The sequence below is a fragment of the Mycolicibacterium sp. ND9-15 genome, assembly GCF_035918395.1.
In the GTDB taxonomy this organism is placed as follows: Bacteria; Actinomycetota; Actinomycetes; order Mycobacteriales; family Mycobacteriaceae; genus Mycobacterium.
The window spans coordinates 2,673,628-2,687,824 of the sequence record NZ_CP142362.1 but is presented as its reverse complement, the minus strand read 5'-3'; the positions used below and the strand labels follow the sequence as shown (position 1 = coordinate 2,687,824).

Annotated in this window: 17 protein-coding genes and 1 tRNA gene; 7 read left to right on the top strand and 11 right to left on the bottom strand. The window is 67.4% G+C overall.

Going from position 1 to position 14,197, the window contains the following annotated elements:
• Window positions 1-25 precede the first annotated feature (25 nt).
• On the top strand, window positions 26-448 hold the full coding sequence (locus QGN32_RS13120; protein ID WP_326544827.1) for a hypothetical protein: 423 nt from the start codon (window positions 26-28) through the stop codon (window positions 446-448).
• Here the strand turns inward: QGN32_RS13120 and QGN32_RS13115 are convergent, their stop codons facing one another.
• Complete coding sequence (locus QGN32_RS13115; RefSeq protein WP_442791694.1) at window positions 449-1,837, bottom strand: MFS transporter; 1,389 nt, start codon at window positions 1,835-1,837, stop codon at window positions 449-451.
• A 182-nt stretch (window positions 1,838-2,019) separates the two neighbouring features.
• Between QGN32_RS13115 and gluQRS the strand changes: the two genes are divergently transcribed.
• Window positions 2,020-2,889, top strand: a complete 870-nt coding sequence (gene gluQRS / locus QGN32_RS13110; protein ID WP_326544826.1) for a tRNA glutamyl-Q(34) synthetase GluQRS — start codon at window positions 2,020-2,022, stop codon at window positions 2,887-2,889.
• A 76-nt stretch (window positions 2,890-2,965) separates the two neighbouring features.
• Here the strand turns inward: gluQRS and QGN32_RS13105 are convergent, their stop codons facing one another.
• Together QGN32_RS13105 and tgt are read right to left on the bottom strand one after the other, a co-directional pair.
• Window positions 2,966-4,288: an acetyl-CoA hydrolase/transferase family protein gene (locus QGN32_RS13105; RefSeq protein ID WP_326544825.1), complete on the bottom strand. Its 1,323-nt coding sequence runs from the start codon at window positions 4,286-4,288 to the stop codon at window positions 2,966-2,968.
• Window positions 4,289-4,370: 82 nt separating this feature from the next.
• Complete coding sequence (gene tgt / locus QGN32_RS13100) at window positions 4,371-5,639, bottom strand: tRNA guanosine(34) transglycosylase Tgt (RefSeq protein WP_326544824.1); 1,269 nt, start codon at window positions 5,637-5,639, stop codon at window positions 4,371-4,373.
• Window positions 5,640-5,656: 17 nt separating this feature from the next.
• Between tgt and QGN32_RS13095 the strand changes: the two genes are divergently transcribed.
• On the top strand, window positions 5,657-6,106 hold the full coding sequence (locus QGN32_RS13095) for a lipoprotein LpqH (RefSeq protein ID WP_326544823.1): 450 nt from the start codon (window positions 5,657-5,659) through the stop codon (window positions 6,104-6,106).
• Between the two features lie 119 nt (window positions 6,107-6,225).
• Entirely contained in the window at window positions 6,226-6,690 is a 465-nt protein-coding gene (locus QGN32_RS13090) for a lipoprotein LpqH (RefSeq protein ID WP_326544822.1), read from the top strand.
• A 54-nt stretch (window positions 6,691-6,744) separates the two neighbouring features.
• Here the strand turns inward: QGN32_RS13090 and QGN32_RS13085 are convergent, their stop codons facing one another.
• Window positions 6,745-7,086: a DUF732 domain-containing protein gene (locus QGN32_RS13085; RefSeq protein WP_326544821.1), complete on the bottom strand. Its 342-nt coding sequence runs from the start codon at window positions 7,084-7,086 to the stop codon at window positions 6,745-6,747.
• A 55-nt stretch (window positions 7,087-7,141) separates the two neighbouring features.
• Between QGN32_RS13085 and QGN32_RS13080 the strand changes: the two genes are divergently transcribed.
• Window positions 7,142-7,513 carry a hypothetical protein gene (locus tag QGN32_RS13080; RefSeq protein WP_326544820.1) on the top strand — a complete coding sequence of 124 codons (372 nt, stop codon included), beginning with the start codon at window positions 7,142-7,144 and terminating at the stop codon, window positions 7,511-7,513.
• A 128-nt stretch (window positions 7,514-7,641) separates the two neighbouring features.
• Complete coding sequence (locus QGN32_RS13075; RefSeq protein WP_326544819.1) at window positions 7,642-8,088, top strand: ATP-binding protein; 447 nt, start codon at window positions 7,642-7,644, stop codon at window positions 8,086-8,088.
• Here QGN32_RS13075 and QGN32_RS13070 read toward each other — a convergent pair.
• From QGN32_RS13070 to QGN32_RS13045, 6 genes are all read right to left on the bottom strand, one after another.
• Entirely contained in the window at window positions 8,061-8,501 is a 441-nt protein-coding gene (locus tag QGN32_RS13070) for a response regulator (RefSeq protein WP_326544818.1), read from the bottom strand. The two genes, QGN32_RS13075 and QGN32_RS13070, sit on opposite strands and share 28 nt — an antisense overlap.
• The gene (locus tag QGN32_RS13065) at window positions 8,498-10,069 is read right to left on the bottom strand and encodes a sensor histidine kinase (RefSeq protein ID WP_326544817.1); all 1,572 of its coding nucleotides are present in this window, start codon (window positions 10,067-10,069) and stop codon (window positions 8,498-8,500) included. The genes QGN32_RS13070 and QGN32_RS13065 overlap by 4 nt, the downstream gene beginning before the upstream one ends.
• The gene (locus tag QGN32_RS13060) at window positions 10,066-11,208 is read right to left on the bottom strand and encodes a PP2C family protein-serine/threonine phosphatase (RefSeq protein ID WP_326549052.1); all 1,143 of its coding nucleotides are present in this window, start codon (window positions 11,206-11,208) and stop codon (window positions 10,066-10,068) included. Before QGN32_RS13060 ends, QGN32_RS13065 begins: the two co-directional genes overlap by 4 nt.
• A gap of 155 nt (window positions 11,209-11,363) precedes the next feature.
• Window positions 11,364-11,454, bottom strand: a tRNA-Ser gene (locus tag QGN32_RS13055).
• Window positions 11,455-11,592: 138 nt separating this feature from the next.
• Window positions 11,593-12,042, bottom strand: coding sequence for a nucleoside deaminase (locus QGN32_RS13050; protein WP_326544816.1), 450 nt, complete (start codon window positions 12,040-12,042; stop codon window positions 11,593-11,595).
• A gap of 22 nt (window positions 12,043-12,064) precedes the next feature.
• Window positions 12,065-12,586, bottom strand: coding sequence for a tRNA adenosine deaminase-associated protein (locus tag QGN32_RS13045; protein ID WP_326544815.1), 522 nt, complete (start codon window positions 12,584-12,586; stop codon window positions 12,065-12,067).
• 180 nt (window positions 12,587-12,766) lie between these two features.
• Between QGN32_RS13045 and QGN32_RS13040 the strand changes: the two genes are divergently transcribed.
• Window positions 12,767-13,672: a prephenate dehydrogenase gene (locus QGN32_RS13040; RefSeq protein WP_326549051.1), complete on the top strand. Its 906-nt coding sequence runs from the start codon at window positions 12,767-12,769 to the stop codon at window positions 13,670-13,672.
• On the opposite strand, the gene QGN32_RS13035 is transcribed toward QGN32_RS13040, so the two are convergent.
• Entirely contained in the window at window positions 13,635-14,183 is a 549-nt protein-coding gene (locus QGN32_RS13035; RefSeq protein ID WP_326549050.1) for a putative glycolipid-binding domain-containing protein, read from the bottom strand. The two genes, QGN32_RS13040 and QGN32_RS13035, sit on opposite strands and share 38 nt — an antisense overlap.
• Window positions 14,184-14,197: the final 14 nt, after the last annotated feature.

The following is a 14,197-nucleotide window of genomic DNA, read 5'->3' as shown; positions in this document are numbered from 1 at the left end:
GCGCCCGGCATGTGATGCTCCCCCAATGGTGCTCACACGTGCGACGGCGGCGGCCGTCATCACCGGCGTCGCCATCGGTTCGGCCAGCCCCGCCTGGGCAGAGCAGCGACTCGAAGGCGACTACCGGCTCGTCGACGGCGCGACCACGAACACCTGGGTGATCACCACGCAGTGCAACCCGGAAGGCCTTTGCGGAGGGACGGTTTCGAGTTCGACCGGAATGATCGCCCAGATCGGCAAGCAGGCGGGCGGCCCCTGGACCGTCGAGCGTCACGACGTCTTCAACGGGCGTCGATGCGCCGACGGCAGCACCGGCCCGGCCGATCTGACATATTCATTCGATCCGGCCAGCTTGGTGGGCAGCCTCCGCTACACCTGGAAACCGGGAACCTGCAACGACCCCAATCCCGGCGAGACCGAACAGCCGATCAGCCTGCAGCCGGTGTAGTCAGCCGCGCGTTCCCTCGAGTTCGTAATCCAACTGCGGCGGCGCTTCGGGCGTGCCCGGGATCTCCGTGCCGTTGATCGGAAACCGCGCGGTCTCAGGCACTTTGACCAGTGCGATCGCACCGATGACACACGCCGCCATCATGTAGTAGGCCGGCACGAGGTTGTCACCGGTCGCGTTGACCAGCCAGTCGTTGACCGCGGGTGCAGTGCCCCCGAATATCGCCGTCGACACGTTGTAGGCGATAGCGAAACCGGCGTAGCGCACCTGCGTCGGAAACATCGCCGGGAAGGTGGCGGAAATCGTCGCCAGCTGCGGAACGTAGAGCAATCCCAGCACGGCGAAGCCGATGACCGCGCCGATCACGCCGGTAGACATCAGCATGAACATCGGAATGCCCGCGGCGAACAGCCCGATCAGCGAGATCCACCAGATCGGCTTGCGCCCGATCCGGTCCGACGCGAGGCCGGCGAACGGCAGGAACACCATCATCGAGAGCATGCCGATGATGGGCACCACGAGCGACATGTCGGTGGACAGGCCGATCGATTGCTCGAGGTAGGTAGGCATGTAGGTGAGCAGCGTGTAGTTCACGACGTTCAGTGCGACCACGAGGCCGCCCAGTCTCAGAATCGGACCTTGGTACTGGACGAGGAGATCCTTGAACGCGGCGCCGACGTTGCCCTCCTGCTCGCCCGCTTCCTCCAGCTCCCTGAACACCGGGGTCTCGTCCAGCCGCGTGCGCAGGTACAGCCCGATCAGGCCGAGCGGAGCGGCGACCAGGAACGGTAGCCGCCAGCCCCAACCGCCCATCTGGTCGTCGGAAAGGACCAGCGAGAACCCCAGCATCATCAGCGCGCCCGCCGAGAACCCGGCCAGCGTGCCGAACTCGAGGAAGCTGCCCAGCACACCACGACGACGCGTCGGCGCGTACTCCGCCATGAACGTGGCGGCCCCGCCGTACTCTCCGCCGGTGGAAAAGCCCTGGATCATCCGCAGCACCACCATCAGTGCGGGAGCCCAGAGCCCGACCGTGGCGTAGCTCGGGACGAGTCCGACGCCCAGCGTGGCACCGGCCATCACCAGGATCGTGATCGCCAGGACCCGCCGGCGACCGAGTCGGTCACCCAGTGGGCCCCAGACGAACCCACCGAGCGGCCGGACGAGGAAGGAGACCGCGAACGTCATCAACGCCAGCAACGTCGCCGTGGCGCCGTCGCCCGGGAAGATGGCTGCGGCGATGTACGAGACGCCGTAGGCGTAGAGGCCATAGTCGAACCATTCGGTGAAGTTGCCGACGGCCGACGCCGCGATGGCCTTCTTCACGTCACCGGGCGGCGCTTCCTGCTCAGATCCGCACTGTGGGCTGGTGGGACCTTCGGGGTCCACGCGGGTGCCTCCTCGCGGCCGTCGGGCACGGCCCCGCGGCGCCTAGCACGCTGAGCGCCGGCATAGGGTCCGTGTTTCTCGGTGCAGGGCGAACGTACCAGCGCGCGTCGCGGGTGCCCTGAACCAGGCTGCGCTGAGCTGACCGTTCTTGGCCGCTCACCGCGTGCGGCTAGATTTCGGTGATGAACGCCGGCAGGTTCGCCCCGAGCCCGTCGGCCGACCTGCACATCGGCAACCTGCGCACCGCGGTGCTCGCCTGGCTGTTCGCTCGCTCCACGGGCCGGCGGTTCCTGATCCGTGTCGACGACCTCGACGACCGCACTTTCGCCGATATCGGACGGCGACAACTGGCCGACCTGGCGGCGATCGGGTTGACGTGGGACCTCGTGGAGTGGCAGTCCGAACAACCCGACCGCTACTCCACCGCGATCACGGAGCTGGGCGATCGCGGATTGCTCTACGAATGTTATTGCAGCCGTAAAGATATCGCCCAAGCGCCGCGAGCCCCGCACGCACCTCAGGGCGCCTACCCCGGCACCTGCCGCGACCTCACAGACGCCGAACGGGCGATGCGGCGGGCCGAGACAGGGCGGCCGCCGGCGTTGCGACTGCGCACCGACGCGATCACGCACACCGTCCGCGACGTGTTGCACGGCAGCTACACCGGTATCGTCGACGATTTCGTGGTGCGTCGCGGCGACGGGGTCCCCGCCTACAACCTGGCGGTCGTCGTCGACGACGCCGCGCAGGGCGTCGACCAGGTGGTGCGGGGTGACGACCTGCTGCCGTCGTCGCCTCGGCAGGCCTACCTGGCCCGGATGCTGGGTCATCCGGAACCGGTCTACGCCCACGTCGCGCTGGTCCTCAACGAGGACGGGGCCCGGTTGGCCAAACGCGACGGCGCCGTGACGCTCGCCGAGATCGGCGTGCGCCGGGCGCTGGCCGAGATCAGCGAGTCGTTGGGCTGGCGGGCCGGCGACGTCGAGGGCATGCTGGCCGAGTTCGACCCGGAACGGTTGCCGCGCGGACCCTGGATTTATCGTCCCGGCTAGTTCCGCGAGCGACCGCGTTTGTACGGGGTGGCGCGGTGTGTCGCCGGACAGACGCGGTCGCTCGCGGGATCTGGGTCTAGGGGACCGGGGAGTGGCCCTTCGCCGCGCGTTCGGCCGCTGCCAACAAATCGTCGCGGAACTGCGGATGCGCGATAGCGGCAAGCGCCTCACCGCGTTCGCGTACCGTCTTGCCCTCCAACTCCGCGGCACCGTACTCGGTGACGATCACGTCAACGTGGTGCCGAGGGGTCGTGATCACCGCGCCCGGTCCGAACCACGGCACGATCCGCGACCGCACCGCGTCGCCCTCCTCGAACGTCGAGGGCAGACAGATCAGCGAGCGGTCCGACAACTCGAGGCCGGCACCGGCGACGAAATCCTCGGCGCCGCCGATCCCGCTGAACTGGTTGCCGCCGATCGTGTCCGCGACGACCTGGCCCTGGATGTCGATCGCGAGCGCACCGTTGATCGACACCATCTCGTTGTTGGCGCCGATCACCCCTGGGGCGTTGACGATCTCGACGGGCAGGAACGCGACGTCGCGGTTGCCGTCGAGCCATGCGTACAGTTCCGACGAGCCGAACGCGAACGTCGTCACGCTCACACCGTCGTAGATGCCCTTTTCGGTGTTGGTGACCTTGCCCGCGCGATGCAGTTGCATGCAACCGTCGGTGAACATCTCGCTGTGCAGACCGTATTCGCCGCCGTCGCCCTCGGCCAGCAGGGCGGCGACCTGGCTTGGGATCGAACCGATGCCGGTCTGCAGCGTCGCGCCGGAGGCGACGAACGTGACGGCGTGGCGTGCGATCGCCTTGTCGACTTCGGTGGGCGCTGCAGCGCCACCCGGGAGTGCGAGCGGCGCCTCGGTCGAGGACACGAGGACGTCGATCTCGTCGACGTGCAACGCGTGCCGATGCTCTTTGCCGAGCCCGAACGTCCGCGGATAGGCGGTCGAGGCCTCGACGATCAGCAGCCGATCGGGATCCGTTCCGGCGCGGCGCAATTCGCTCACCGTTCCGCCGGCGTGCAAGGACAGCGAGCACCAGCCGTCGGTGTCGGGCGGTGTCGCGACCGTCGTCATCACCCGAGGTGCCTGCTGCTCGAGCAACGGTCCGAATCGGCGGAAGTCCGCCGGTGCGAACTCGACGTCGGCACCCGCGTCGCGCAGCGCCCGCTCGAGCGGACCGTAGAAACCCGACAGGTAATGCACACCGGGCCGCGCGAACAGTTCGGTGCCGACGGCGAGCAGCGCGCCGTAGACACGCAGATCGGTCCAGTCCTCGCGCTGCCCGAGTGCCCGCAGGACCGCCGGCGGCTGGCCGGGGCCGAGCGGGATGCCCAACGTGTCGTCGGTCCCGAGCAGCGCGGCCGCCTGCTCCGCGGTCAGCTCGGTCGGCATGGCGCTCATCCTGCGCGAGGGACCGGCTTTGTACACGCATTTGCGGCGTGTCGTGGGACAGACACGGTCACTCGCCCTGGTGCTATTGGGTGTAGTACCGGCCGAGGACGTCGGCACGCAACTCGTCGAATTCCCCCGCACCGATGGCGGCGCGGATCCGGTCGACGAGCCGCACCACGAACCGCTCGTTGTGGATGGTGCCCAGCGTCGCCGAGAGGATCTCCTTGGCCTTGAACAGGTGGTGCAGATAGGCCCGGGTGTAGTGCGCGCAGGTATAGCAGTCGCAGTCCTCGTCGATCGGCGTGAAGTCGCGGCGGAACCGCGCGTTGGTGATGTTGAAGCGACCGGTGCTGGTGTAAACCGCGGCGTTGCGCGCAACGCGCGACGGGGACACACAATCGAACGTGTCGGCGCCTGCCGCGATCGCATCGAACAGATCGTCGGGTTCGCTGATGCCCAGCATATGCCGCGGTTTGTCGGCGGGCAGCTCGCTGCACACCCACCCGACGATGGTCGCCAGGTTCTGTTTCTCCAACGCGCCGCCGATCCCGTAACCGTCGAAGCTCAGGCCCTCGGCGGGCCCGGTTTCCTCGCCGATCGACACCAGGCCGCGCGCGGCCTGCCTGCGCAGATCCTCGTACTGCGCGCCCTGCACGATCCCGAGCAGCGCTTGCGTCGGCTTATCCGACCGGGCGGCCTGCAGTCGCCGATGCTCGGCCAGGCAGCGCACGGCCCAGTCATGGGTCCGCTGAACGGACTGCTCCTGATATCCGCGGGTGTTTACGAGGGTGGTCAGCTCGTCGAACGCGAAGATGATGTCGGCGCCCAGCTGATGCTGGATGCGGATCGACACCTCGGGGGTGAAACGGTGCACCGACCCGTCCAGGTGTGACCGGAACGTCACCCCGTCGTCGTCGACATTGGCCAGTCGCTCCTTGCCCTCGGCGATGATGTCGTCGGCCCGGACCCGCTCGGTATCCATCGCAAGCACCTTGCGGAAGCCCGCTCCCAGCGACAGCACCTGGAAACCGCCGCTGTCGGTGAACGTCGGACCGGGCCAGTTCATGAACGCGCCCAAGCCCCCGGCCTCGTCGACGATGTCCGCGCCGGGCTGCAGATACAGATGATAGGCGTTGGCCAGAAGAGCCTGTGCGCCAAGCTCTTTCATCATTTCCGGCAGTGCCGCCTTCACGGTGGCCTGGGTGCCGACGGGAATGAACGCCGGGGTATGGATGTCGCCGTGCGGGGTGCGGATGACGCCGGTACGGCCAAGCCGGCCGGGCAGTTCGGCCGTCACACTGAAATACGGTGCCGACGACTCTTTCGGAGTGGGAGATTTCGGCACGGCCACGCCGTAGATTCTGCACTGTGCGAAATCGGTCGATCCTCACCTGCTGCGCCATCGCGACTGTGTCGGCGCTGGCCGGATGCTCCAGCCCTCCGGACTACGAAGCGCCCGCCGGCGAGATGGTGGCGGGCACGGCGCAGGTGACCGTCAACGGAAACGACGCCGGCACCACCAAGGTGGTCCAGTGCAATACGACGGAGTGGCTGACTACGATCACCACCGGCAATCAGACCTCAGGGGTCACGGCGATGGTGTCGAACAAGGACGAACTGATGGTGGAGTCGGTCAGAATCAACGACGTCGGCGGCTTCACCGGTAGTTACACCGCCGGGGTAACCGAGGAGGCAGGGGCGGCTGAAGTCGCTATGACGGGCAGGACCTACGACATCTCGGGTACCGCCGACGGCTTCAACACCGACAAGCCGAGCTTCCGCGTTCCCGGCAAGTTCGCCATCAGGGTTTCCTGCTGACCAGCCATCTCGCTGCAATGATCAATTTTCCTCGAAACCGCTGTTGGCAGATTTTCCGCGAACCATACTGCTCTAGATGATCCGATCTTGACGGGTCACACACACAAAAGGAGAACAGGGTGAAGCGTGGTTTCCTGATTGCCATCGGCGGCGCGGCGATTGTCGTCGCCGGTATGTCCGGCTGCTCCTCGGGTGACAAGAAGTCCGAAACTTCGGGTGAGACGTCGACTGCCGCCGCGGCGGAGGGTAAGACCACCGTCACGATCGACGGGCAGGATCAAGCCGTCCACGGCACCGTCGTGTGCAGCGACATGGGCGGGAACACGAACATCGCGATCGGTGACGCCACCACCGGCATCGGCGCCGTGGTCAGCTCCGGCGACGAGCCCACCGTGCAGTCCGTCGGGCTGGGCAATGTCAACGGCGTGACGCTCGGCTTCCAGAGCGGTACCGGCCAGGGCGACGCCAAAGCCGAGAAGGACGACAAGACCTACAAGATCACCGGCACCGCGACGGGCGTCGACATGGCCAACCCGCTGCAGCCGGTCAACAAGCCTTTCGAGATCGAGGTCACCTGCCCGTAGTCAGGTCATCGAGCGCGATGGAAGGCGGCGTCCCGACAGGGGCGCCGCCGCTTGTCATCCCCGGTAGCCGGCCGCCGACTGGCGCAACTGCCAGATCTGCGCCGGGCACAGCTCGTTGACCGCCTGGTTGATCAGGTACATGCCCTGGTACTTGTCGGCGGTGTGGAAGTCGGCGGTCACCTGGTCGACGAGCTGGCCGTAGCCCATCCTGGCCGCCACCCGGTCGCAAACGGTCCTGCCGTAACCGATCGCGGCGTCGGCGTTGGGGAAGTTGTAGCCCGGTCGCACGTGCACGTTGACCAGGTAGGCAACCACGTCGGCATGGGCCGAGGGGGCGGAGAACAGTGTGACCGCGCCCGCAGCGGCGGCGGCCAGCGCAGCGATCACCGGCTTCATGGTTTAGAGCCTATTCCGCGCCCGCCGTTGATGCGGGCACATAGGCTAACCACTTATGAGGCTCATGGCTGCAGCTGCGCTCGCGCTCGGGTTCGTCGCCGCACCGATGGTGACCGCTGCGACGGCGTCGGCGTCTCCCGGCTACTGTGACGGCGCGGATTGTGTGCCGTACGTCGACCGGAGCGCGGTGGAGGGCACGCACTGCACGCAGAACACCCGCTACAACTTCGGGATCGACGCGTCGGGCAACACGCTGGCGTGCAACTCGCGCAGCACATGGATCACGTCGCCACCGCTGATCGGCATTCGCACCAACCGACTGCCGTGTGGTGACGCGACCGGGGTGGCGCAGTCGCCCGACGGCGTTCCGCTCAGCTGCCTCGAGGGCGCATGGACGCCCGACTACCGGGTCATGTTCTACGGCTGAGGCCGCTCGGGGGACGGCCCTCGTGCTGCGGCCATCGGTATGTGATTCGCGGCTCGCTACCGATTCGAGATCGACGGCGTAGGCGTGGCATACGTGAGGAATCGGGGCAAGCGGGGTACAACCACGACGTGGTGATCGATGTGTGTCTGCGGCCGGCCGACCCGCTTCGGATCGAGGTGTCGGCAACCGCGGATCGACTCGCACAGATTCGTCGCCGGCTTCTCGACTGGATGGAACCGATCGGGGTGCCCGAGGTGGTGAGCGCCGACATCGTGCTGGCGGTCAACGAGGCCGCGACCAACTGCGTGGAACATGCCTATCGCGGCAGCGACGAAGACGGGATGGTGGTCGAGGCGACCGCCGAGCACGAGCGAATCGTGGTCTGCGTCTCCGATCGCGGTGAGTGGCGACCACCGAGCACAGGGCCGACGACCCGCGGCCGCGGGCTGCCGATCATCCGTGCGGTGGGCGACGGTGTGCAGGTCTTGAGCTCGGCTTTGGGCACCACCGTGCGGATCGACTTCGACGTGACGGCCGCCGGCGGTGGTCAGGAGTTGGGCAGCCGAACCACCTGAACGAAGAACTCGTCGATCTGCCGAACCGCGTTCATGAACTGATCGAGGTCTACGGGCTTGGTGACGTACGCGTTGGCGTGCAGCTTGTAGCTGCGCAGGATGTCCTCCTCCGCCGACGACGTGGTGAGCACCACTACCGGGATGTGGCTCAGGTCGGCATCGGACTTGATCTTCTCCAGCAACTGCCTGCCGTCGTACTTGGGCAGGTTGAGGTCCAGCAGGATCAGATCAGGCCGCGGCGCGTCGGCGAACTTGCCTCGGCGGTAGAGGAAGTCCAGTCCCTCCTCCCCGTCGCGCGCAACATGCAGGGAGTTCTTGATCTTGTTGTGCTCGAATGCTTCTCGAGTGATCAGTTCGTCACCGGGATCATCCTCGATGAGCAGTACGTCGATCGCGCGGCCGTCCGATGTCATGCGGTTGATCCTTCCATAATGGCTGCGACGGGCTCGTCGACAACGCAGGGGATGGTGAAGCGGAACCTGGTGCCGTCGCTGTGACCGGTGTCGATCCAGATGGTTCCGCCGTGGTGTTCGACGATCTTCTTGCACAGTGCCAGGCCGATTCCGGTGCCGGTGTAGACATCTCGTCCGTGCAGCCGCTGAAAGATCACGAACACCTTCTCCGCGAACTCCTCGGGAATGCCGATGCCGTTGTCGGTGACCGTGAACACCCACGAGCCGACGCGCGTACCTTCGCCCACCGCACAGTCGATGACGATCCGCGGCGGAACGTCTCGCCGCCGGAACTTCACCGCGTTCGCGATCAGGTTCTGCCACAGCATCGTCAGCAGCGTCGGGTCACCTTTAATGGTGGGTAGCGGGGCGCCGGTTCGGACCACCTCGGCACCGGACTCCTCGATCGAGGTGGCCACGTTGTCGATCGCGTCGGACAGCACTGCGTCGAGGTCCACATCGACATCGGTTGACCCGAGCCTGCCGACGCGGGAGAAGGTGAGCAGGTCGTTGATCAGCACCTGCATACGCTTGGCGCCGTCGACGGCGAACCCGATGTACTCGGCACCGCGTTCGTCGAGCTTGTCGCCATAGCGCTTCTCGAGCAGCTGGCAGAACGATGCCACCTTGCGCAGCGGCTCCTGCAGGTCGTGCGAGGCGACGTAGGCGAACTGCTCGAGTTCGGCGTTCGACCGCTGCAGTTCGAGCGCCTGCTCGCCGAGTTGTTCCCGAGCCGTTCGCGACGCCTCCAGCTCGTCGACGATCCGCTGCCGCATGTCCTCGACGTCCGCGGCGATGGACTGGATGTCGCGGGGACCGCGCACCGCGATCCTCTCGTCGAAGCTGCCCTCGGTGATCCTGCGGCACGACGCAGCGAGCGTCTCCAGCGGGCGTGTGACGGCCTTGCGCACCAGCACCGCCAACAGGATCCCGGCGAGCAGGAGCGTCGAGACGATCGCGATCAGCAGCGTATCCCGCCATTTCTGCACGGAAGCGAGTTCGTCGACGGCGTCCTGGCGCGCCTGCGTCAAGCCGCGGTTCTGGTTGTCGAACAACACGCGCAGGGCGTCGAATCCGGCTTTTCCGCGTTCGGCCGCCGCGGCGTCGAGGCCCTTCGGCGTACCCGGCGTCACCGAGGCGATCAGCGGATCCGCGTAGGTGGTGCGCCACGCGGTAGCTGTCTGTTCGATTGCGTCCAGGTCGTCGATCAGCTCCCGGCGGTGGCCGACGCCCTCGCGGATCTCCTCCGCGGCGGCGCTCTCGGCCCGAAGGCCGGCGAAGTACAGCGCGAGGAACTGGTCGTCGGCGGCGATCGCGTAGCCCCGGATGGCCGTCTCCTGATCCCGAAGCGCCGCCTGCAACTGGTATGCCGCGACGCGGGCGGGCTGGATACCGAGGTTGAGCTCGCGCGAGACGTCGTCGGTCCGGTTCAACAGCAGCGCGGTGGTGATCGCACCGATGAGTATCACGACGCCCATCAACGACAACACCAGGTTCTGCCAACCCTGGACGGTGAAGCGCGCTCTCATCCGGTGACTGTCCGCTCCACCCGCACGACCGCGATGTCGTCGCTGATGCCGCCCACCGACTGCGCGCGGCGCTCGACGTCGTCGATCAGCGCCCTGACGAACTCGCGGCCGGGTAGATGCGCATAGCCTTTGGCGACCTCGAGCAGGCCCTTCTCGCCGAGGCGTTCGGTGCCGTGACCCGAGCGGCCCTCGAACAGCCCGTCGGTCAGCAGGACCAGGCCGCATCCGGGCGGCAGGTCGAAGATGTTCAGCGGCCACTCGTGGCCGGACAGGCCGAGCGCGGGACCGACCTTCGGCTCCAGCCACTCCACGGTATCGGGCCCGTGCAGCAGCATCCCGGGATGGCCGGCGGACACGACGTTGAAGCTGAGGCTGTCGGTGGACATCGCGACACTGATCACCGTCGCGAAGATGCTCGACCCCGGCCGTTCGGTGCTCAGGATCCGTTCTAGTTGGCGCATGCGTTCGTTGCCACGCAACCCCGCGAAGGTCAGCGCGCGCCAACCGATCCTCAGCGCCACCCCGATCGCGGCCTCGTCGGGGCCGTGCCCGGCCACGTCACCGACCATGATGTGCACCGTGCGGTCGGGCGTCTGCACGAAGTCGTAGAAGTCACCGCCGAGCAGCGCATGCTGTCTGCTCGGCCGGTACTCGGCGACGATGTCGACACCCGGCCGGTCCAGAAGCAGCGGGGAGGGCAGCAAACCGCGCTCGAGACGAGAGTTCTCCATGGCGCGCAGTTCGCTGGCGTGCAACTCCACCGAGGTCAGCTCGGCGCGTTTGCGTTCCACCGCATAGAGCAGCGCGCGGTGCAGCGTCTCCGGTTCGACGCGGCCCTTGACGAGGTAGTCCTGGGCGCCGGCGGCGACGGCGGAGATGCCGAAATGCGCGTCGTTGAGCCCGGTCAGCACGACGATCGGCATGGTGACGTCACGCCTGGCGATCCGGTCGAGGGCCTTCATGCCGTCGGCGTCAGGCAGGTTCAGGTCGAGCAGCACGCAATCCGGTCGCGAGGTGTCCAGATGCCGTTCGCCGTCCTCCATGGACGGCGCCCATACGACATCGATTTCGGCCTCGGCATCGGCGATCAACTCCTCGACCAGCATCGCGTCGCCGCGGTCGTCCTCGACCAGCAGCACCGAGAATGGCCGCAGCGCAGCGCCACCGCCGGCCGAGGCGGACGGGCCCTGGTCAGGAAGCGCGCGCATATGCAACCAATTCTCTCGCGTTGGTCACCGCGGTCGCCTCGACCTCTGCTTCAGTGACGAAGTTGACAATAATGCCTGAACTCATTTGGCGGTGGCGGAGGGATTTGAACCCTCGGACGGGGGTTACCCGTCACACGCTTTCGAGGCGTGCTCCTTAGGCCGCTCGGACACGCCACCGTGTGGCAGCTTACCGGGCACCCGCCCGTCTACTCCAATCGCTGCCGGGCGGACGAGTTCCAGTCGCGAGTTCTGCGCGAGGGCTGTGAAATCCGCCTGAGTACGACCCTCCCGCAGACATCGCGCGTCGGCGACGTCTCACCGCTGCCGCGCGAAGAACGCCTCCAGCAAAGCCGCGCACTCGTCCGCCAAGACCCCGCCGCGTACCTCTGGCCGGTGCGTCAACCGCCGGTCCCGCACCACATCCCACAGCGACCCGACGGCTCCGGTCTTGGGCTCCCACGCGCCGAACACCACCCGAGCCATCCGCGCCATCACTGTCGCGCCCGCGCACATCGTGCAGGGTTCGACGGTGACGGCCAGCGTGGTGCCCTCCAGCCGCCAACCGTCCCCGAGCACGCGGGCGGCGGCCCGGATCGCGAGGATCTCCGCGTGCGCGGTGGGGTCGCCGAGCGCTTCGCGTGCGTTGGCGGCGCGGGCCAGTTCGGTGCCGTCGGCGGAGACGACGACCGCGCCGACCGGGACGTCACGGGGGTCGGCGGCGCCGGCGGCCTCCAGGGCGGCGCGGATCAGCGCCTCGTCGATCACCTGCCCAGGCTCAACTGTCGGTTCACCGACCCAAGCGCTCCAGCACCGCCGACAACTCGTCGGCGAACCCCATCTCGCGCGCGATGCTGTTCAGTTGCTCGTCGGCGTAGAGATCGGGGTCAGCGAGGATGACACGAAGCACATCCTCGTGCAGGCCGATGTCGGACAGCAGGCCCAGGTCGCCCTCCTCGAACGGTTCGGCATCCTCGAGTTCCTCGAGCTCGATTTCGGCGTCCAGCTTCTCCAGCGCCTCCGCGGCGATGTCGTACTCCAGCGCGGCGGTGGCGTCCGAGAGCAACAACCGCGTGCCCGAGGGTGCCGGACGCACGATCACGAAGAAGTCATCCTCGATGTCGAGCAGCCCGAACACGGCTCCGGCACTGCGAATCTCACGCAGCTCGGTCTCGGCGGCGGCCAGGCTGCTCACCGCCGCGCGGCGCAGGGGTGCGCAGCGCCACTTGCCGTCCTCCCGGACGACAGCCACGCCGAAGCTGTCGGGAGTGTCAACGGACTGCTGCCGCGCCGGTGCACGCTGTGCTCCCATGTCGGCCTACGGTAGTCCCCGACCATGTCCTTTTCCATGCCCTTTTCCAGCCCTTGACCAGGAATCGACGCCAAGCCTGACGTCGGTCGATGGCCCGCTATCCCGACGATATGCCAACCTTGGAGGGTGACGAACACCCCGGTTTGCGTGGTCGGCCTCGGGCTGATCGGTGGATCGGTGATGCGCGCGGCGGTGGCCGCCGGACGTGAGGTGTTCGGTTACAACCGGTCGTTGGAAGCCGTCCAGGCGGCGACCGCCGACGGCTTCGACGCGACCGAAGACCTCGATGCGGCGCTCACTCGGGCGGCGGCCGGCAACGCGCTGATCGTGCTGGCGGTACCGGTGCCCGCACTGGGCCAGATGCTAGGCCGTATCCGCGAAACCGCGCCGAACTGCCCGCTGACCGACGTGACCAGCGTCAAAACCGCTGTACTGCAGGAAGTTCAGGCGTTCGGACTGCTGGATCGCTTCGTCGGCGGCCACCCGATGGCAGGCACGGCACACTCCGGCTGGACGGCGGGCGACGCGCGGCTGTTCGTCGGTGCACCGTGGGTGATCAGCGTCGACGAACACGTCGATCCCGAGGTTTGGACGCTGGTGATGAACCTCGCGCTGGACTGCGGAGCGGTCGTCGTCCCCGCCCGCTCCGACGAGCACGATACGGCCGCCGCAACGATCTCCCATCTGCCGCACCTGCTCGCCGAGGCGTTGGCCGTCACCGCGGGTGAGGTGCCGCTGGCGTTCGCTCTCGCGGCGGGCTCGTTCCGAGACGGCACCCGGGTGGCCGCGAGCGCGCCCGCTTCGGTGCGGGCGATGTGCGAAGCCAACGCCGACCAACTGGTGTCCGTGCTGGAGCGCATGCTGGAGCTGCTCAGCCATGCGCGCGACGCGCTGGCCGAGCACAAACCGCTCACGGATCTTGTCGAAGCCGGGCACGCCGCGAGGATCCGCTACGACAACTTCGGCAGGCCGGAGGTCGTCACGGTCGTCATCGGCGAAGACCGGTGGCGCGACGAACTGGCCGCCGCGGGCCGCGCCGGCGGGGTGATCAGATCCGCGCTGCCAGTCCTGGGTAGTCGAGGATGAAGCCGTCCGAGTCGACGCTGATCGTCGTCTCGGCGACGGGTGAGTGCAGCTTGATGCCGTCCTCGGCGCTGCTGTAGCTGATCACCGCCGACTCGACGGACAGGTCGGGCAGCCGCACGTACGCGACCGGACAACTGATCGAGTCCGAACGCTGATAGAGCCCGGTGCGCCGGATCGGCAGCGCGTTGAAGAACGGGCTGTAGACCACGTCGACGTCGAGTGCACCGTCGTACCCGGCGCGCGACGATTCCCCGGTGTGCTGCTGGACCAGCCACATGTTCTCTTCGTCGCGAGCGATCGACAGCTGACGCTCGCGCTCGGCGAGAGTCACCCTTATGGAAAGCCGGTTGGTGGCGCCGGTTTCGTCGGTCACCAAGTCGTAGGAGGCGGAGAACGCCGGATGCGACGGCGTCGCGGCGGCCACGATCCGGCCGGCGGCCTTGATGCGCTTGCCCGAGACGTGCACGCGGACCAGCTCCATCCGCGGGACGTCATGCGCCTGCCAGGTCATGATCGCCGGCCAGG

What these genes read in the sequence shown, in the direction of transcription:
- QGN32_RS13120 (WP_326544827.1), top strand. Translation starts at nt 26, where the DNA reads ATGGTGCTCACACGTGCGACGGCGGCGGCCGTCATCACCGGCGTCGCC.
- gluQRS (WP_326544826.1), top strand. Translation starts at nt 2,020, where the DNA reads ATGAACGCCGGCAGGTTCGCCCCGAGCCCGTCGGCCGACCTGCACATC.
- QGN32_RS13045 (WP_326544815.1), bottom strand. Translation starts at nt 12,586, where the DNA reads ATGGGAGCACAGCGTGCACCGGCGCGGCAGCAGTCCGTTGACACTCCC.
- QGN32_RS13105 (WP_326544825.1), bottom strand. Translation starts at nt 4,288, where the DNA reads ATGCCGACCGAGCTGACCGCGGAGCAGGCGGCCGCGCTGCTCGGGACC.
- QGN32_RS13080 (WP_326544820.1), top strand. Translation starts at nt 7,142, where the DNA reads ATGAGGCTCATGGCTGCAGCTGCGCTCGCGCTCGGGTTCGTCGCCGCA.
- QGN32_RS13065 (WP_326544817.1), bottom strand. Translation starts at nt 10,069, where the DNA reads ATGAGAGCGCGCTTCACCGTCCAGGGTTGGCAGAACCTGGTGTTGTCG.
- QGN32_RS13085 (WP_326544821.1), bottom strand. Translation starts at nt 7,086, where the DNA reads ATGAAGCCGGTGATCGCTGCGCTGGCCGCCGCCGCTGCGGGCGCGGTC.
- QGN32_RS13070 (WP_326544818.1), bottom strand. Translation starts at nt 8,501, where the DNA reads ATGACATCGGACGGCCGCGCGATCGACGTACTGCTCATCGAGGATGAT.
- QGN32_RS13040 (WP_326549051.1), top strand. Translation starts at nt 12,767, where the DNA reads ATGCGCGCGGCGGTGGCCGCCGGACGTGAGGTGTTCGGTTACAACCGG.
- QGN32_RS13035 (WP_326549050.1), bottom strand. Translation starts at nt 14,183, where the DNA reads ATGACCTGGCAGGCGCATGACGTCCCGCGGATGGAGCTGGTCCGCGTG.